The sequence below is a fragment of the Enterocloster bolteae genome (genome assembly GCF_002234575.2).
Classification (GTDB): domain Bacteria; phylum Bacillota; class Clostridia; order Lachnospirales; family Lachnospiraceae; genus Enterocloster; species Enterocloster bolteae.
On sequence record NZ_CP022464.2, the window covers coordinates 6,245,844 to 6,265,040 of the forward strand.

Annotated in this window: 18 protein-coding genes; 5 read left to right on the forward strand and 13 right to left on the reverse strand. The window is 49.3% G+C overall.

Annotation, left to right across the window (positions count from 1 at the left end; all coding sequences use genetic code 11):
* The first annotated feature begins 80 nt into the window (after positions 1–80).
* The 4 genes from CGC65_RS28995 (at position 81) to fsa (ending at position 3,861) form a co-directional block, all read left to right on the forward strand.
* Complete coding sequence (locus CGC65_RS28995) at positions 81–1,211, forward strand: glycoside hydrolase family 88/105 protein (protein WP_002569027.1); 1,131 nt, start codon at positions 81–83, stop codon at positions 1,209–1,211.
* Between the two features lie 170 nt (positions 1,212–1,381).
* A complete protein-coding gene (locus CGC65_RS29000) occupies positions 1,382–2,230 on the forward strand; it encodes an alpha/beta hydrolase (protein ID WP_007036253.1) in 849 nt (282 codons plus the stop codon).
* A 1-nt stretch (position 2,231) separates the two neighbouring features.
* Positions 2,232–2,981 carry a DeoR/GlpR family DNA-binding transcription regulator gene (locus tag CGC65_RS29005; RefSeq protein ID WP_002569029.1) on the forward strand — a complete coding sequence of 250 codons (750 nt, stop codon included), beginning with the start codon at positions 2,232–2,234 and terminating at the stop codon, positions 2,979–2,981.
* Between the two features lie 226 nt (positions 2,982–3,207).
* Positions 3,208–3,861: a fructose-6-phosphate aldolase gene (fsa, locus tag CGC65_RS29010; protein WP_002569030.1), complete on the forward strand. Its 654-nt coding sequence runs from the start codon at positions 3,208–3,210 to the stop codon at positions 3,859–3,861.
* 252 nt (positions 3,862–4,113) lie between these two features.
* On the opposite strand, the gene CGC65_RS29015 is transcribed toward fsa, so the two are convergent.
* The 6 genes from CGC65_RS29015 to CGC65_RS29040 form a co-directional block, all read right to left on the reverse strand.
* A complete protein-coding gene (locus CGC65_RS29015; RefSeq protein ID WP_002569031.1) occupies positions 4,114–4,818 on the reverse strand; it encodes a DeoR/GlpR family DNA-binding transcription regulator in 705 nt (234 codons plus the stop codon).
* Positions 4,819–4,946: 128 nt separating this feature from the next.
* Positions 4,947–5,861, reverse strand: a complete 915-nt coding sequence (locus CGC65_RS29020; protein WP_002569032.1) for a ribokinase — start codon at positions 5,859–5,861, stop codon at positions 4,947–4,949.
* A 21-nt stretch (positions 5,862–5,882) separates the two neighbouring features.
* Complete coding sequence (locus CGC65_RS29025) at positions 5,883–6,857, reverse strand: ABC transporter permease (RefSeq protein WP_002569033.1); 975 nt, start codon at positions 6,855–6,857, stop codon at positions 5,883–5,885.
* A gap of 2 nt (positions 6,858–6,859) precedes the next feature.
* The gene (locus CGC65_RS29030) at positions 6,860–8,347 is read right to left on the reverse strand and encodes a sugar ABC transporter ATP-binding protein (RefSeq protein ID WP_002569034.1); all 1,488 of its coding nucleotides are present in this window, start codon (positions 8,345–8,347) and stop codon (positions 6,860–6,862) included.
* 75 nt (positions 8,348–8,422) lie between these two features.
* The gene (locus CGC65_RS29035; protein ID WP_002569035.1) at positions 8,423–9,514 is read right to left on the reverse strand and encodes a sugar ABC transporter substrate-binding protein; all 1,092 of its coding nucleotides are present in this window, start codon (positions 9,512–9,514) and stop codon (positions 8,423–8,425) included.
* Positions 9,515–9,549: 35 nt separating this feature from the next.
* Complete coding sequence (locus CGC65_RS29040) at positions 9,550–10,470, reverse strand: sugar phosphate isomerase/epimerase family protein (RefSeq protein WP_002569036.1); 921 nt, start codon at positions 10,468–10,470, stop codon at positions 9,550–9,552.
* Between the two features lie 493 nt (positions 10,471–10,963).
* Between CGC65_RS29040 and CGC65_RS29045 the strand changes: the two genes are divergently transcribed.
* Positions 10,964–12,439, forward strand: coding sequence for an IS1182-like element ISClbo1 family transposase (locus CGC65_RS29045; RefSeq protein WP_007037661.1), 1,476 nt, complete (start codon positions 10,964–10,966; stop codon positions 12,437–12,439).
* A gap of 160 nt (positions 12,440–12,599) precedes the next feature.
* Here the strand turns inward: CGC65_RS29045 and phoU are convergent, their stop codons facing one another.
* The 7 genes from phoU to CGC65_RS29080 form a co-directional block, all read right to left on the reverse strand.
* The gene (phoU, locus tag CGC65_RS29050; RefSeq protein WP_007036257.1) at positions 12,600–13,262 is read right to left on the reverse strand and encodes a phosphate signaling complex protein PhoU; all 663 of its coding nucleotides are present in this window, start codon (positions 13,260–13,262) and stop codon (positions 12,600–12,602) included.
* Positions 13,263–13,283: 21 nt separating this feature from the next.
* Positions 13,284–14,045 carry a phosphate ABC transporter ATP-binding protein PstB gene (pstB, locus tag CGC65_RS29055; protein ID WP_002569038.1) on the reverse strand — a complete coding sequence of 254 codons (762 nt, stop codon included), beginning with the start codon at positions 14,043–14,045 and terminating at the stop codon, positions 13,284–13,286.
* A gap of 40 nt (positions 14,046–14,085) precedes the next feature.
* On the reverse strand, positions 14,086–14,991 hold the full coding sequence (pstA, locus tag CGC65_RS29060; protein WP_002569039.1) for a phosphate ABC transporter permease PstA: 906 nt from the start codon (positions 14,989–14,991) through the stop codon (positions 14,086–14,088).
* Complete coding sequence (pstC, locus tag CGC65_RS29065; RefSeq protein WP_002569040.1) at positions 14,981–15,919, reverse strand: phosphate ABC transporter permease subunit PstC; 939 nt, start codon at positions 15,917–15,919, stop codon at positions 14,981–14,983. The genes pstA and pstC overlap by 11 nt, the downstream gene beginning before the upstream one ends.
* A gap of 27 nt (positions 15,920–15,946) precedes the next feature.
* On the reverse strand, positions 15,947–16,903 hold the full coding sequence (locus tag CGC65_RS29070; RefSeq protein ID WP_002569041.1) for a phosphate ABC transporter substrate-binding protein: 957 nt from the start codon (positions 16,901–16,903) through the stop codon (positions 15,947–15,949).
* A gap of 242 nt (positions 16,904–17,145) precedes the next feature.
* Positions 17,146–18,252, reverse strand: a complete 1,107-nt coding sequence (locus CGC65_RS29075) for a phosphotransferase enzyme family protein (RefSeq protein WP_002569042.1) — start codon at positions 18,250–18,252, stop codon at positions 17,146–17,148.
* Entirely contained in the window at positions 18,249–19,184 is a 936-nt protein-coding gene (locus CGC65_RS29080) for a sugar phosphate nucleotidyltransferase (RefSeq protein WP_002569043.1), read from the reverse strand. Before CGC65_RS29080 ends, CGC65_RS29075 begins: the two co-directional genes overlap by 4 nt.
* Positions 19,185–19,197: the final 13 nt, after the last annotated feature.

The following is a 19,197-nucleotide window of genomic DNA, read 5'->3' on the forward strand; positions in this document are numbered from 1 at the left end:
ACGTTTACGCTTCCATTTTTTTACAAGGACGCCTTACATCAGGCTTCGTGTACATATATGTATAAAGGAGAGTTAAGATTATGAAAATACTGGACCGTTACATCGACCAGCTGATTGAACAGAGCACCCCTGAGTGCCCTGTATGGAACATCGAAAAAATCCGGGAGGGTTCAAAATCCACCTGGAACTATATTGACGGCTGCATGATTAAGGCCATCATCGAACTCTTCCTTATAACCAGAAACCACCGGTACCTGGACTTTGCGGACGCCTTCACCGGCCGCTTTGTGAGAGAGGACGGCTCCATTGAGTCCTATGACCCAAAGGAGTATAACCTGGATCATGTAAATGCCGGCAAAACCCTGTTCGATCTTTACAAGCTGACCGGAAAAGAAAAATACAGAAGAGCTATGGATACTGTATACAGCCAGTTGAAGGAACAGCCCCGCACATCCACAGGAAACTTCTGGCATAAGAAAATTTATCCCCACCAGATATGGCTGGATGGGTTGTACATGGCCCAGCCTTTCTATATGCAGTACGAGGCAGAGTATAACGGATGTAAAAACTGCGAAGATTCGTACCAGCAGTTCCTTCAGGTATACGGGCGGATGAGAGATCCCCTCAACGGGCTCTACTACCATGCTTACGATGACTCACGCCAGATGTTCTGGTGCGACAAGGTGACCGGACTGTCGGAGAACTTCTGGCTCAGGGCTATGGGCTGGTATGCCATGGCGCTGATTGACACCATGGAAGTCATGCCCGAATCCATGGCCTGCCAGAAGGCGCGGCTGAACGCCATCTATAAGGAACTGATTGATGCCATGCTTCCCTACCAGGACCAGGCCACCGGCATGTGGTACCAGGTGGTGAACCGGGGCGGAATTGCTCCCAACTACCTGGAGGAATCCGGTTCCGCCATATTTGCCTATGCCATCATGAAAAGCGTACGGCTCCATTACCTTCCCGAGGAATATTTTAAATACGGCCAAAAGGCATTTGACGGCATATGCAGCACATACCTCTCCGAAAAAGACGGCAGTCTCCAGCTGGGCGGCATCTGCCTGGTTGCCGGGCTGGGCAACACGGACATGCGGGAGGGCACTTTTGAATATTATATGAGAGAGCCGGTGGTTGAAAACGAAGCAAAGGGAATCGCCCCCCTTATCCTGGCTTACATCGAAACCATGTTCCGCTGCCAGTCATAAGGCAGCAGTATAGAGCAGAGGCATAGTACCGCAGCAAAAAGCAGCGGTGCAAAGCAGCTGCACAAAACAGGCGGCAAAAATGATTGAACCCATACGCTGTTTTCAGTATAATAATACTGGAAACAGCTTTTTTGCACATTTCCCCCTCTTGTTTCCGGAAAGGCGAGAACATGAATATAAAACACTTCAATATTATGGTTACGGACCAGGAATGCGGACATGCAAGGGAATCCGGAAATCCGGCGGACCTGACTGCTTATCTGTTGGATCGCCTGCCCCATAAGCCGGAGCTTCTCCGCCCGGCTGTGGTCCTGTGCCCGGGAGGCGGATACGGCTTTGTGTCCCCCAGGGAAGACCAGCCTGTGGCCATGGAATTTCTGGCAGCTGGATGCCAGGTCTTTTCCCTGCACTACAGCGTTGCCCCGGAAACCTTTCCCGTGGCCCTTATGGAACTGGCCAAAGCCGTGGCGCTTGTGAAAAGCCATGCCTGTGAATGGAACATTGATACAGAACGGATTATGGTATGCGGTTTTTCTGCAGGAGGCCATTTAGCCGCCTGCCTGGGCATGATGTGGAACCGGGACTTCCTCTACGGCCCCCTGAATATGGCCCCCGAGGACATACAGCCAAAGGGAATGATTCTATGCTATCCGGTTATCACCTCCGGCGAATTTGGACATAAACGCTCCTTTGAACAGCTTTTGGGAGGCAAGGCCGGCGATCCCAGACTCAGGGAACTGGTTGCCCTGGAACTTCAGGCAGGACCGCACACACCCAGAACCTTCCTGTGGCACACCTGGACCGACCAGTCCGTGCCTGTTGAAAACTCTCTGCTGCTGGCCCAGGCCCTGAAAAAGGCCGGCGTAAGCCTGGAAATGCACATTTATCCCAGCGGACGCCACGGACTGTCCCTGGCTACGGAGGAGGTTTCCGACAGCACCGGAGACTGCCTTGTGCCTCACTGTCAGGGCTGGATGGAACTGGTAAAAGAATGGATAAAAGAAAAGGACAGGGAATGATATGTTAAAAGAAGAACGGCAGGCATTAATCTTAAATAAGCTTCACTCCTCCGGCAAGGTAGTGGTCAGCAGACTGGCAGTGGAGCTGAATGTATCCGAGGATACCATCCGCCGCGATCTGCTGGATCTGGACCAGAAGGGGCAGGTCAAGCGTGTGTTCGGAGGAGCCATTCCCATGGAGCGCCCGGTCATCAATTTTTTTGACCGAGAGACAACGGATGTGGAATTAAAGCAGCGCCTGGCGCTGAAGGCACTGGACTTTCTGGAGAAGGACCAGCTGGTGGCCATTGACGGCAGCAGCACGAACCTTCAGTTTGCCAAGAACATTCCAAACGGCCTTAAGCTGACCGTGCTGACCAACAGCTATTCCATTGCCCACGCCTGTTCCATGAAGGACCAGGTGGATGTAATCGTCCTGGGAGGACGGCTGTTAAAGGAATCCATGACCAATGTGGGCGAAACCGCGGCCAGCCAGGCAGCGCTCTACCACCCGGATCTTTGCTTTATGGGCGTATATGCCATCCATCCTGAATACGGCATGACCATCCCCTACCCGGATGAGGTCAGCATAAAGAGACAGCTGATTCAGTCCTCCCGAAGGGTCATTGCCCTGGTAAATCCCATAAAGCTGAATACTGTATCCAGATACCATGTGTGCGGCATAGAGGCGTTTACCACATTAATCACGGACAACGGCGTATCCGGCGAGATGGCTGTGGACTACCGGAACAAAGGACTGGACTTTTTATAGCCAGCGGGCATTTCATATCACCCATTGCGATTTTTTGCGGTACTTTTGCGGTATTTCATTTATACTCCGGCAGCTTTCCGTGTGCATTCTAATAAAAATCGCATATTAACGCACGTTTTTGCAATAATTTGCTTGACACAGCATGTATATGCGCTATAATACACTTAGAGATAAAAAGGAAGCGGGCAGGCGAGCCTGTCCCACACATTTTAGGAGGGTATTTACTATGAAATTTTTTGTGGACACAGCGAATGTTGAGGATATCAAAAAAGCGAATGATATGGGTGTTATCTGCGGCGTTACCACCAATCCGTCCCTGATTGCAAAAGAGGGAAGGAACTTTGCCGAAGTCATCAAGGAAATCACCGACATCGTGGACGGACCTATCAGCGGCGAGGTTAAGGCTACCACCGTTGACGCAGAGGGCATGATTAAGGAAGGCCGTGAGATTGCAGCCATCCATCCCAACATGGTAGTTAAAATTCCTATGACAGTAGAAGGATTAAAGGCAGTTAAGGTGCTTCACGCAGAAGGTATCAAGACCAACGTTACCCTGGTATTCACATCCGCACAGGCTCTCTTAGCCGCACGGGCAGGCGCATCCTACGTATCCCCATTCCTTGGACGCCTGGATGACATCTCCATGCCGGGTATTGACCTGATTTACGACATCACCGAGATTTTCCAGATGCACAACATTGAGACTGAAATCATTGCTGCCAGCGTACGCAACCCGATTCACGTAATCGACTGCGCCAAGGCCGGCGCCGATATTGCAACCGTTCCTTACAAGGTACTGGAGCAGATGACAAAGCATCCGCTCACCGACCAGGGCATTGCCAAATTCCAGGCTGATTATAAGGCTGTGTTTGGGGAATAAGGAACCGATGTGAGGTTACCATATCAGCATTGTTAATATCGTATATCTAAAAAATGGCATGCCGGGATTGACGGCATACCCATAGTAATAAAGGGCCGCATTGTTGTCTTGGATGCGGCCCTTCATTATTATGTGCGTCTATGTTAATCTGTGTTATCAACTGTTCTATATCGCAGAAGCAGTCACCTCCCGCGCTGCATTTCCGGTTCTTACGGACACATCTGCCTGCCCGCGTCCGCGTACATATGTTCTTTACCTGTTATCTTCCTCCTCTGTAATCAGAATCGCCTCCCCCAAATCAAACACCTTGGAAAACGCATACTTATTCTTCTTAGATGTATCCATGAGCACATAGACCACCTTGGAATGGTCTTTTACAATCACCTTTTTCCTGGCCTCTCTGTCATCATAGGTGTAGATGCCTCCGTCCGGGATATACCCGTTGGCGCCAATGAACGCCTTGTCAAAATACATGTCGGATATCATCTTTTCCGTCAGGGCGCCCAGTACGGATTCCAAATCATCCCGCACTTCTCCTCCCAGCAGGATACACTTGGCGTTCTTAATTGGCAGATTGTCCAGCAGTTCCGTGCTGCTGGAGACAATGGTGATACGTTTTCCCTGGAGATATTTGAGCATCCCCACCGTGGTAGTGCCTGAATCCACATAAACGCAGTCTCCGTCCTCCACCAGCGCAGCCGCCTTCCTGGCAATGATCTCCTTTTCCTCGCTGTGAATCAGCTTTTTCTTTACCACAGGCTCGTCGAAGTCCTCTGCCTTATACTTAACCGCGCCTCCGCGCATGACGATGACGCTGCCTTCCTGTTCCAGAGCAGCAACATCCCTGCGCACAGTGGACAGGGAAATGTTCAATTCCGCTGCCAGGTCTTTTATATAAGAAATATCCCTCTTTTTGATACTTTTCAGTATCTCTTCTTTTCTCAACTCAGGAACCATATGCTTACCCCTTTGAACTATAATAGCTTTATTATATCAAAGAGCCCATCCTTAGTTCAACCATGATTCTTGCATTTTCTGTCACTTTTTTTCATTTTTTTCAACAGACCAAACGCGGAGCGGAGACTTTAGTTAATCTCGTTCAAGCAGGGCATGGCCTCCTGCGCTCCTATTTTTGTCACAGTCACTGAGGCTGCCCGGGCCGCAAATCGGCAGGCCTGAAGGTCCGTCATGCCCTTATATTTGCCATATGCAAATGCCCCTATATAGGAATCCCCCGCCCCTGTGCTCTCTGTTACGTGCTCCACCTTTACAGGGTCAATGGCAACCGCACCTTCTTGCCCCAGAAGCATACTGCCCTTAGAGCCCAGAGTGACAATAACCGTTCCCTCCGTCAGCCGCCTCAGCCTGTCTGCATGAGTCCTTACCATGTCTCCGTCCGTCACTTCAACTCCGGCGTAAAAGGATGCCTCTGTCTCATTGACAATCAGGCAGTCTGCCATCTTAAGCACCTCCAGGTCCATTTCCTTGGCCGGTGCAGCGTTAAGTATGGTGTATACATGATACTGTTTGGCCTTCCGGATGATATGTTCCACCACTTCCGTAGGTATCTCCAGTTGGAGAATAACAATCCTGCTGTTCCTGATAAGCTCGTCCAATCCGTCGATTTCACGGGATGTAATATCAAAATTGGCACCTGTAATGATGGAAGCATATACAGTCCCATCCTCCAGGGCATGAACCACGCCCACACCCGTGGGGCTGCTGCTCCTGCCTATGCAGGAACAGTCCACACCATAGTCCTTCAGTTTTTCCACCAGGCTGGCGCCAAAGGTATCCCTTCCCACCTTTCCCACCATAATGGTGTCGATTCCCAGCTTGGCGCACTGCACGGCCTGGTTGGCGCCTTTTCCTCCGCCGGAGTAGGTTATACTGTCGGCGGTGTATGTTTCCCCCTGAAGAGGCATCCGCTTCTGCTTCATAATGATATCGTAGTTAAGGCTGCCGATGACACAAATGTACTCTCTCTCGCAATCTTTCACTGTCCAGACCCCCTTATTCGGTTATTCCGCCTTTGCCTTCTTATTCAGTCTCATGGCTGCCAGTTTACCCTGTATTACATCCACATATACCGCAAACACTATGATAAGGCCCGTAGCAATATACTGCCAGAATGTATCCACACCGCAGACCACCAGCCCTACCTTCAGGGCCTGTAGAAGAATTGCTCCCAGGAATGTGCCTATAATGCTTCCTTTACCGCCTGCCAGGCTGGTGCCCCCAATGGCCGCAGCGGCAATGGCATTGGTCTCATAGCTGGCTCCGGCCGCCGGTTCGCCGGTTCCCAGTTTTGCCAGCATGACCATCCCGGCAAACGCAACACAGACACCGCAGATTGCATAGGACATTATTTTGTTGAAATCCACATTGACGCCGGACAGGCGGGTGGCCTCCTCGTTGCTGCCAATGGAATACAGGTAGGTGCCAAACTTTGTGTGCTTCAGCAGGATATAGGCAGCCACTGTCACAACCAGGAACAGAATCATGGACGAGGACAGGGTGCCGATTACATCACCATCCATGATATCCCTGAAATTCTGGGGAATATTAAGTACAGGCCAGCCCCCTGTTATAAGATAGGCAACACCCCTGTATACGGACATCATGCCCAGGGTTGCCACAAAGGGTTGCAGTTTCATCTTAGCCACAAGGATTCCGTTCACAAGCCCCAGACCAAAACCAATGGCCGCGCCTGCAAGGACGGCTGCAAAAGGGTTCAGTCCCATGACCAGGAAATTACCCACGCTTACGATTACAATAGCCAGCGTGGATCCAACTGTCAAGTCAATTCCGGCCGTGATGATGACCAGAGTCATGCCGATAGCCAGAAGACCATTGATAACGGACTGGTCCAGGATATCAAGCAGGTTAGACGGCGAAAAATAAATGGGCTGTATGACGCCAAATACCACCATGATTACAGCCAGTGCAGCAACTACCTCTAATTCCCTTGAAAATTTCTTTATCACATTCTTCATAGTCAGCCTCCCATCGCAAAACTCATTATGACTTCTTCATTCAGCTCATCGTGGTTCAGAACGCCCATAATTTTGCCTTCCCGCATAACCACAACCCTGTCGCTCATTCCTATGACCTCCGGAAGTTCCGAGGACACCATAATAATGGACTTTCCTCCGGCTACCAGTTCCTCCATCAGGCGGTATATCTCCGCCTTGGCACCCACGTCGATTCCCTTTGTAGGTTCATCAAATATAATGATATCGGCGTCCGTGGTCATCCACTTCGCGATGATGACTTTCTGTGCATTTCCGCCGCTCAGACTCTCTGTCAGATAGTCCGGATCCGCAGGATGCAGATTCATTTCCCCTGTGTAATACATGCAGTTGTCATATATCTTCCTGGCATTCACAAAGCCTCTGCTGCAAAACCGGTTCATGGAGGCCAGGGCCATGTTGCTGGCATTCGTAAAGTTCTTAACAAACCCCTGCGTTTTTCTATTCTCAGGTATCAGCCCCAGACTGTATTGCAGGGCATCCTTAGGACTCTTAATTTCCGCCCTTTCCCCTTTTATGTAAACCTCCCCGCTGGTATAGGGGTCTGCCCCGAATATAGCCCGCATCACATCCGTTCTCTTGGATCCCACCAGTCCGGCAAAGGACAAAATCTCGCCTCTGTGGAGCTCAAAGCTTATGTGTTCAAATACCCCGTTCTTGCACAGGTCCCTGGCTTCCAGCACCACCTCACCGGCGGCGCACAGGGGATTATTTCTAACTGCATAAGCGGACACATCCCGGCCTACCATGTGGCGTATCAGTTCTTCCTTGGATGTCTCCTTCATGTTCAGGGTAGTGATATACGTTCCGTCGCGCAGAATACTGGCCCTGTCCGCTATGGCAAATACCTCGTCCAAACGGTGTGTGATATACAGTATCGTAATTCCCTGGTCCTTGAGTTCCATAATCATCTTAAGCAAACGGTCTACCTCGCGGTCTGTCAGGGCTGACGTGGGTTCGTCAAAGGAAATGATTTTTGCATTGTGAAACAATGCCTTGGCAATCAGAATCATCTGCATCTCGCCAGTGCTGAGAGAGGTCACACGGTCCCTGCTTCTGAATTTGCAGCCCAGCCTTTCCAGGATAACATCCGTCTTTTTGTACATGGCATCGTAGTCCACAAAAAATCCCCTGGTCACCTCGTAGCCAAGGGCTATATTCTGCCCTACCGTCAGCTCAGTCACAAGGTTTACTTCCTGATGCACCTTGGCAATGCCGAATTCGATGGCATCATTGGCATTTTTAAAGCCCACTTTTCTCCCGTCAATCTCCACATTTCCATCGTAATCAGGATAGATGCCGTGAAGGATATTGAGAAGGGTAGATTTACCCGCGCCGTTTTCCCCAAGGAGGGCGTGTATCTCCCCTTTATCCACCGTAAAATCCACACTGTCCAGCGCCTTGTTGCCGGGGAACTGCTTTGTTATATTAGAAAAATGTATCATTGTCGCCATATTCTATCCCCTCTTTGAAATATCAGCCAGGGGTCTGACCCTCTGGCTGATGATAGTTTCCTTGCTGCCTTTTGTCTATTTTGCATATACAGGATCTGTCCAGCCGATGATTTCCTCTGCCGGCTTATCTACGTTCTCGGAATCAATGAGAGCCTGAGGCGTCCACAGCACCCTGGGAATCTCCTGTCCGCCCAGTCTTCTGAGCATTACTTCACCTGCAATCTGAGCTTTATAGAACGGGAATGAATCAATAGTGGCATCCAGCTCGCCCCTGCGGATGGAATCATACGCCTCTCCTATACCGTCAACGCCAACCACCAATATATCCTTGCCGGATGACTTAACAGCCTCCACCACGCCCAGGGCCATGGTATCATTGTTGCAGAAAATGGCATTCAGGTCCGGATACTGTTTAATCCATGTGTCAGCCAAATCTTTGGATTTCTGACGGTCCCAGTCAGCATTCTGCTTTGCCACAATCTCAATGTCCTTTGCGTTGGCCGCCATCCAGTTTTCAAAGCCTTCCGTCCTCTGCCTTGCCGCAAACGCCTTAGGCATACCGATGACGATTGCCACCTTGCCCTTGCCTCCCAGCTTATCAGCAATCCACTCCGCTGCCAGCTCTCCGTTCTGGTCCGCCTTAGGACCTACGAAGGAATCCGCATTGGCAATCAGGCCGTCATTCACATTGATGACCGGTATTCCCGCCTTCTTGGCATCCTCCACACCGGGTGTCAGGTTTCCGTCGGAAATAGGCGAAAGGAGAAGTCCTGTATACTTCTTATTAATCATATCCTTTACAATAGAAAGCTGTCCCTGTTCGTCGTTTTCACCCTGGGCCGAGGTCACGTCTATGGTGATATTGCAGCCGGCGGCGGCTGCCTTTGTCTGATACTCGCCGTACCCCTCTCTCAGGGTTCTCCAGTACTCATTATCAAAGGATTTTGCCACTGCTCCTAATTTAACCTCACCGTCCTGCTTCGGAACATCCCCCAGCTTCTCTCTCAATTCTTCAATGCTGACCCCTGCCTCCTTATCCGGATTAAAGGTATCGGCAGCAGCCTCTGTCTGCGCCGTGGCGGCCGCCTGCTTATTAGTACATCCTGCCATGAGTCCCGCTGCCATGGCAATTGCTGTCACAGATAAAACCAAACCTCTCTTTTTCATCTTCTCTTCTCCTTTTACATTAAAATAGTTTTTGTTTATAATAAAGCAACCATCATGCTGCTTACAGCTACCGCATCGTTCTGTTCCACCACCTTCTCCATCCGGCAGAGTCCATAGGCGTCAATAAGCTGTTCAATCCGCCGGCACATCTTTATATTTGCCTCACATTCTTCCACCGCCTTCTCCCGCTTTGGAAATGTGTCAAAATATATCACACCCTGGAAGTCATATTTTTTAAGGTAGTACATGACCTCCACTGTCTTCCAGAAATTCACGGTTCCCACCATCAGGCCGTCATCCGTGGAACCCTCTCCGTCATTGAGATGTATATTGTAGAGTTTCCCCCGCTCCAGCAGCCAGGCCGCTGCAAACGCGGGATTCTCCTTCTTCATCAGCATGTGGCAGAAGTCCAGGGTCACCCCCAGGTTTTCCCTGTCCACATCGTGGAGAATGGAAACCGCAGTTCCAAAGCTGTCAATAAAAGCGTGGACCCTCTCCTCATAGGGTTTGTACTCAATGCTCACAGGCACCTTGGAATAGTCGCACACATCCCGGAACGCCTTCACAATCCGGTTCCAGTAGCTTACATAATCAATCTGGAAGGAATAATCAAAACCGTCAAATCCCAGCCATATAATCATCTGGTTTCCTCCCAGCTTTCTGCACGCATCTGCCGCCTCCCTGCATAAAGTTATGGCGTCCTGCGATATGGCCGGCTCATGGTTTCCGAACTCTCCTCCTATGTACTTGTCCCTGAACCTGAGATTAATGGCATTACATCTCAGTCCGCATTCCTCCATCTTTGCCTTTATCACCTCTATATCATAATCAGCAAAATGTTCCGGATAATTCAAATCCACATAATCCACTCCTTCAATGGAGCCTATGGAACGGAATGCATTCAGCAGGTTGCTGTCAAATCTCAAAAACGAGTTAATCCGTGTGGCATACTTCATATGATTGCTACCTCCTTGTAGCATCATAATAGCATTTGTTTCAAATTATGTCAATACTTTTCAAAATATTTTATTTTATTTTTTGGCATAAGTTTCTATATTTTTTCATTTATATTCAGCCGTATTCTACATTTTTTAGTTTGATACATAGATTTATACATCATTCAAGGAGGTTTTAACTAATTCAATGACTGAAACACGAAAACCAATGTAACTCTGCTTTTTTGTTATTTCACTTTTTTTCATATGTTTTCATTTCGAGGCATTGAGCAATTGAGCAGCTGACTATTTAAAGGGGTTTTCTCTGATAATAATACAAATGCCGCAGAGCAATGCTGGACTTACAGCATTGCTCTGCGGCATTTCAGACTGTAGACAAATTCCGAGGACAAGTGCCTCGGAATTTCTTCGCCATTGAGCCAGAAAAGTCAGCACTTACAAGACTTTGAGGCTCTTTTTTGGTATAATAGATGTATCAAATACAGGCGGTGAGATGCTTATGATGACACAGAATGCGGATAAAAAAAGAGAACAGATTCAGTTGTTTTGCATGGATGACATGGTTCCACAGGACCATCTGCTGCGGATCATCGACAAAGCAATCGACTGGTCCTTCATTTATGAACTGGTAGAAGATAAATACAGTCAGGACAACGGACGCCCCAGTATGGACCCCGTCATGCTGATCAAGATTCCTTTCATCCAATATCTTTATGGCATTAAAAGCATGCGCCAGACGGTAAAAGAGATTGAGGTAAATGTCGCCTATCGCTGGTTCCTCGGGTTGGATATGCTGGATAAAGTGCCACATTTTTCAACCTTTGGAAAGAACTATACGAGACGCTTTAAAGACACCGACCTGTTTGAACAGATATTCGCGCATATCCTTTCTGAATGCTACAAATTTAAGCTGGTAGACCCTAATGAAGTTTTTGTGGATGCCACCCATGTAAAAGCCAGAGCAAACAATAAAAAGATGCAGAAGCGTATTGCTCATGATGAGGCATTATTTTTTGAAGATCTGCTGAAACAGGAAATCAATGAAGACCGTGAAGCACACGGGAAACGTCCGCTGAAAGAAAAAGAGGATGACAACAATACACCATCCGGTGGAGCCGGCGGCAAAGAAGAAAAGACAGTGAAAGCAAGCACTTCTGATCCGGAAAGCGGATGGTTTCGCAAAGGAGAACATAAACATGTATTTGCTTATGCAGTACAGACCGCATGTGATAAGAATGGATGGATTCTCAGCTATAGCGTTCATCCCGGGAACAATCATGACAGCAGAACCTTCAAGTCTTTATATGACAAGATAAAAGGGATCGGAATAGAGACCCTGATAGCCGATGCAGGATATAAAACTCCCGGTATAGCAAAACTTTTGATCGATCAAGGAGTCAAACCGCTCCTACCATACAAACGCCCCCTGACAAAAGAGGGTTTCTTCAAGAAATACGAGTACGTTTATGATGAGTATTACGACTGCTATATCTGTCCCAACAATCAGGTGCTGACCTATCGAACAACCAACCGTGAGGGATATCGCGAGTACAAAAGCTGTGGAAGTGCCTGTGCAAGCTGTGCCTATCTTGCAAAATGTACCCAAAGCAAAGATCATGTAAAGACGGTTATGCGCCACATATGGGAACCTTACATGGAGATGTGTGAGGAGATCCGCCAAACCCTGGGTATGAAAGAATTATATTCACAAAGGAAAGAAACCATAGAACGAATCTTTGGAAGTGCAAAGGAGAATCATGGTTTTCGATATACACAGATGTTTGGAAAAGCCCGAATGGAAATGAAAGTCGGGCTTACATTTGCCTGCATGAATCTGAAAAAGCTGGCCAGGATGAAAGCGAAATGGGGAGCAGCCCATTTCACAAACTTTATTTTGAACGCAATTTGGTTAATAAAAGAAAACTGGCTTTGGGATACAAAGCCCAAAACCAGTTTGTCTACAGTCTGAAATGCCGCAGAGCAATGCTGGACTTACAGCATTGCTCTGCGGCATTTATCCTATTTTAAGTTTTTAACTTAGTTTGAAAATGTCCTTCATTGTTATTAAGCCTGATATCCTCATAACAGGCGCCGTTCCATTTATCCCCAATAAAAACTTTTTGGTTTATCTACATAATTCTCACATTCTTAAGCGCCCCGGTCTTGGAAAACTGGGTCCACTCACACACGTTTACCGCATGGTCTCCTATCCGTTCCAGATACTTGGCCACCATCAGCAGGTCAATCCCCTGGTCCGCCTGGTCCGGGGAGGATTTAAGCAGATGAATCACGTCGTCCTTCACCTGATTGAACAGTGTATCCACCTCGTCATCCCGTTCAATGATTTCCATGGCAGAATCTAAATCCTGGTTGATGAATGCTTCTATGGCGTCATGGACCATTGCGTTGGCGGAAGCCGCCATAACCGGAAGATGCTTAACAATGTGGTATGCGTGCTCGCTTTTTATCCTCAGAATCAGCTCAGCGATATCCGAGGCATGGTCCCCTATGCGCTCCAAATCCGTCACCACCTTGAGGGCAGTGGATACCTGGCGCAGGTCGCTGGCAACCGGCTGCTGGCGCAGTATCAGGGACAGGCATCTGGACTCGATGGCCCGCTCCATATCATTGACGGTCCTGTCGCCCTTAATCACATCCTCAGCCATCGTATAATCCTGGTCCTCAAATGCCATGAAGGTCTGCTCAATAGCGCTCTCCACCATATGGGCCATTTCTTTTAAATCCTGTTTTAATACTTCTAACTCATGTTCGTACGTAACCCTAACGCTCAATCTGATACCTTCCTTCTGCCATCATCCGAAACGGCCTGTTATATAGTCTTCTGTCCTCTTATCCTTCGGCATGGTGAAAAGTTCGTCCGTAGTCGCATACTCCACTACCTCTCCCACCAGGAAAAATGCAGTGTGGTCCGCTATACGCGTGGCCTGCTGCATGTTATGGGTCACAATGGCCACTGTATATTTACTCTTTAGATCATCCATCAGATCCTCAATCTTCAGAGTGGATATGGGGTCCAGGGCAGACGTGGGTTCATCCATGAGAAGGACTTCCGGCTCCACGGCCAGGGCCCTGGCGATACAAAGGCGCTGCTGCTGTCCGCCGGACAGTCCCAGGGCTGATTTCTTCAGCCGGTCAGAGACCTCATCCCACAGAGCCGCTCCCTTAAGGCTGTTCTCCACAATCTCATCCAGCTGGGCCTTATTCTTAATGCCATGGATTCTCGGCCCATAGGCAATGTTGTCATAGATACTCATGGGAAAGGGGTTGGGCTGCTGGAATACCATGCCTATTTTCTTTCTCAGCAGGGTGGTATCCACCTGGGAATCGTAAATATCCTCATCATCCAGGAGAACGGTTCCATCTATCTTAATGCCCGGCACCAGGTCATTCATGCGGTTCAGTGTCTTCAGGTAAGTGGACTTGCCGCAGCCTGACGGCCCTATGAAGGCAGTAATCTTATGTTCATACAAATCAAGGTTTATATTTTTAAGGGCATGATTCTCCCCGTAGTACAGGTTCAGGTTCCGGGTTGAAATCTTTGTTTTGCTTTCCACGCTTTCTCTCCTTTGCTAATTAAAATGGTCCGCCCCATCCCTATGCCCCGGCTTCCACATTGAACCGGTGGGACATGTATTTTGCCAGACCGTTGATTCCCAGCACAATCACCAGAAGGACCACGGCCACACCAAAGGCCTCATTATATTTTGCTTTCTGCATAAACAGATAGAGCTGTATGGTGAGGGTTCCTCCTGATTCAAATATTTTGGAAAACAGATTCTTTGGAAGGTAATAACCGCTTCCCGCCGTAAACAGCAGGGCTGCCGACTCTCCCACAATTCTTCCGATAGCCAGGATTATGCCTGTGAGAATTCCCGGCATGGCGCTTGGAAGCAGGATAGTCCGTATCATGTACCACTTTGTAGCTCCGATTCCAAGGGCGCCATGGCGGTAGCTGTCCGGCACAGTCTTAAGCGCCTCCTGGGTGGTCCTGGTTATAAGGGGCAGAATCATAATGGTCAGGGTCAGGGCTCCTGTAAGGATAGAATATCCCAGTCCCAAAGCATTTCCAAAAAACACCATTCCAAACAAGCCGAATATAATGGACGGAATACCGGACAGGGTTTCTGTGGTAAACTCAATCAGCCGCACCACTTTTCCCGGCTTTGCGTATTCGTTCAGGTATACGGCGGATCCAATGCCCAGGGGCGTGGCGATGAGCAGGGTAATGATTACAATGTACAGTGTGTTTATAATATTTCCCAGGATTCCAAAGGTTCCCTTTGTGGCGCTGGAGGCAGTACTCAAAAATGCCCACGTCACATGCGGGATTCCACGCACGAACACATACCCCATGATGCCTGCCAGAAGAAGGATGGAGAAACCCGCGCAGGTATATATGATGACCGTAAGAAACACATCCAGGCCGCGCACGCGCCTGCCGTATATACTGTCCTGCACAACGGAGTCCTTATGAACCCGGACCGCAATATCATTTGTCATTCCTGTTTCCCCCTCTCTTTAAAATCCTGGTCAGGCTTATGTTGATAATCATAATGAATGCAAACAGTACCAGGCCGATGGTGAAAAGCACCTGTCTGTGAAGTCCCGAGGCATACCCCATCTCCGATACAATGGCTGTAGTGAGGAAACGTACAGAGCTAAAGGGAAGGGGCAGGTTTACGGAGCTTCCCGACACAAGGCTGATGGCCATGGCTTCACCGATTGCCCTGCCTGTACCCAGCACAACGGCTGTTATGATACCAGATTTGGCCGCAGGCACAATTACCTGGAATATGGTCTGTATCTTTGTGGCGCCCAGAGCCAGGGACGCGCTCTTTAGATGGGCCGGCACAGACCTGAGGGCAGATTCGCTGATGTTTATGACCGTGGGAAGAATCATCAGGGCCAATACCAGCACAGCTGATATCAGATTGGCTCCGCCGGTAAACTGATGTGTTTCAGACCCTTTAAACAGTATCAGTTCCATTTTGTACATCAGGGGGTTAAGAATCAGGATTCCCAGCAGGCCGTATATGACAGAGGGGATTCCAGCCAGAAGCTCTACCGCCGGACGGACCATGTCGCTCAGCCGTTTGGGGGCTACCTCCGCCAGGAATATGGCCGTCATGACGCCGATAGGAACTCCAATCAGAATTGCCAGAAAGGTTCCCACGATGGAGGTCAGTATGACAAACAGTATACCGAAGCTGGGGGATGCGGCTGCGGGCTGCCACACGGTCCCAAACAAAATTTCCAGCAGCCCCACTTTAAACAGCGCAGGCGTACCGCTGATAAGCATATACAGTGTGATGGAGGCAACAGCCAATACGGCGAAAAAGCCGCAGGCAGTAAAGATGCCCTGTGCAGCTTTTTCGACGGTGGACTTGCTGCCATGACAGGATCGTATGGAAAATGTCTCCGCTCTCATGCAGGAAGTCTCCTTTCTCTATTCCGATTATTTGTCAACTGCAATCAGTCCCACGGACTTCACTATCTCTGCGCCTTCTTCTGAGTAGATATAATCGAAGAGGGCTTTTACAAGGTCATTCTGCTCGCTTATTTCTCCCTTGGTAGCCATTACAAACGGACGGCTTAAGAAGTAGGAGCCTGCCTTGATGTTTTCCTCTGTAGGCTCAGCGCCTTCCAGCTTCACAGCCTTTACTGTGTCGTCCAGTACATCCAGTGAAACATAGCCAATGGCGCCTGGTGTGGAGGCCACCTTTGCCATCACTGCGCCGGTGCTGTCCAGCTCATTGCTGTATTTGCACACGTCCTCCAGCTCTAACAGCTCCTCGAAGGCGCTTCTGGTACCGGAACCGGATTCACGTCCAACCACTACGATGGGAGCGTCATTTCCGCCTGCATCCTTCCAGTTGGTGATTTTTCCTTCATAAATATCGGACAGCTGCTGTTTGGTCAGGTCCTCCACCGTATTGGCGGCATCAACCACCACTGCGATTCCGTCAATGGCAACAATGTTTTCCGCCACGCCGTCAGCCTTCTCCTCATCCTTTAAATTCCTGGAAGAATTGCCGATATCAGCTGTCCCGTTGCTGACAGCCTCCACTCCTGCGCCGGATCCAACGAATTCAGCGGTCACCGTCACACCTGGGTGCTTCTCCATAAAGGACTCGCTGAGCGCATTGGCAAACTTCTCCATGGAAGTGGATCCCACCATACTGATGGTGCCGCTCAAATCAGCGGACGGGGCATTCTCTGCCTTTGCTGCTTCTGTGTCTTTTGTGTCTCCTGACGCAGCAGAAGACCCTGCATCTGTCCCTGCCTCGGTCGCCGGGGCGGCTGTCCCTGCTGCGGTTGTCTCCGGGGCGCTGCTGCCGCAGCCCGCCAGGATACCCATGGCCAGAACCGCTGTGCCTAACAGTACCGTTAATTTCTTTCCATTCATTCTCATAATACGTTTCCTCCTGAATCATATCGTTTATTATCATGTTTTTTGTTATCTTTTCTACAGTTTGGAGTATACATAAAATTTACATCCGGAGAAATCATAATATGGTATAGTTTATGTAAAATGTGTGTAAAACCGCAGCCCATGCCCGGCGCCCCCAGAACCGGGCGCACCATACGAAAAAGGTGTCCGCCGCCATGGCAGACACCTTTTTGTCTCTGTTTTATTCCTGTTTTATTCCTGTTTCAGCCCTTACAGACAGCCTCCACTATACGTTCCATCTCTCCCCATTTCTTTTCCATATCTTCCACCAGCCCGAACTGGGTACGGCAGCGATCCAGATTATGCTTCTCCCTGGCAATCTTAAAATAAGTGTCGCCGGACAAATAGTCCGTTAGGAACCGGATTCCGCATTCCAGGGTCATGAGCCTGGCTCCCTGAGGAAGCATCTTAACCTCTGCTTCGGTAAGGCTTCCCGCGCATCCCTCCAGAAATCCTCTGGTATAGATTTCAAAGAGAGGAACGGACAGGGATACTTTGGTTAAATCCGTTTCATCCTCCTCTGCGGTATTGGCGCCAAAGCGGATGGAATCTCCGAAATCAAAGATGGAAAGACCCGGCATTACCGTATCCAGGTCAATGATGCAGATGGCCTGGCCGGTCTTGTCATCAATCATAATGTTATTTAATTTGGTATCATTATGTGTCACTCTCAGGGGAAGCTCCCCCTTGGCCAGCATATCCATGGCCAGGCCCATATCCTGCTCCCTGTCCATGACAAACTGAATCTCGTTCTGAACCTCTGACACCCGGCCGCAGATATCCTCCTCCACTGCCTTCCTGAAAGCCCGGAAGCGTCCCGGAGTGTCATGAAAACCAGGGATGGTCTCTGCCAGCTCTCTGGCCGGATAGTGGGCTAACAGTCTCTGGAAATGCCCGAAGGCCTTCCCGCTCTGGTAAAAGTCCTCCGGCTTCTCCACCAGGTTATAGCAGGTGGCTCCCTCAATGAACAGGTACATCCTCCAGTAATTTCCCCGGCTGTCCACATAGTAAGGGGCTCCCTCCCTGGTCCTGATAAGATTCAGGGTCTCCCGGTCCGGGTCTCCGTTATTTTTAATGACCTCCTGCCTCAGGAAGGTGGTGACCCCCTCAATATTCCGCATAAGAGATACCGGATCCTGAAAGATATCCGTATTCATCCTCTGAAGAATATAAGGATGTTTCTCACATATGAGACGGAAGGTATCATTGATGTGGCCGCTGCCGTAGCGCTGGCAGCTGACTGCTTCCCCATCCGTGGCAAACGCTGCAGCCGCCTCCTTTAGTATATGTTTATCCATTTCTCCGCTCATTTTACCAGTTCCTCCCAAAGTTTCTCCGGGTACAGGCGCTTATCCTTAAGGTCCTTAATGGCCTTTACCACTGTCTCCTTATCTTCCTTATAGGTAACTCCATACCAGCGGTCCACGCTCTTTAGCACAGTCACCTCGGCCAGGTCTGCCTTCAGAAGTTCATCCACCACAAAGGGCAGGAAATATTCGCACTTCATAGGATTTACAGGAAGGTTTTTATCCAGGAAAGCCCCGAACCGGTTCTCCAGCTCGCCCAGAATACTCTTTGTAAATCCCCACATATTCATGGAAACAATGGTGGACTCCGGAAGTTCTGTCCAGGTAGCTCCGTCATCCTCTGTATATTCCGCCTGGCTCCCATGCTTTTCAATCCTGGTCCGCTCATGTATATCCACCAGTCGGCTTTTTGCATCTGTCCGGCATACGCCCCTTGCCACATACCCATTCTCTGTCAGGGTATTGTACAGCCTGTAGCCCACCATGGTATACTGGTATCGGTCCGTGTCCTCCACAGAGGACAGCTGGTCATATATCATGTGAAAGGCTTCTTTTCCATAATAATCATCCGCATTGATTACCGCAAAAGGCCCGTCAATCAAGGCACTGCAGCAAAGCACTGCATGGCCTGTGCCCCACGGCTTTACCCGGCCCTCAGGCACCTGGTATCCATCCGGAATCTTATCCAGCTCCTGGTAAACATAGGCCACATCCATATATTTACTGATTCGGTTTCCAATGTGAATCTTAAAATCTTCCTCAATGGCCTTCTTGATAATGAATATGACCTTTTCAAATCCCGCTTCCCTGGCATCAAATATGGAAAAATCAATGATGATATTCCCATAAGGGTCCACAGGGTCAATCTGCTTTAATCCGCCGTAACGGCTTCCCATACCTGCCGCCATGATTACTAATACTGGTTTCTGAGACATGCTGTCCTTCCTC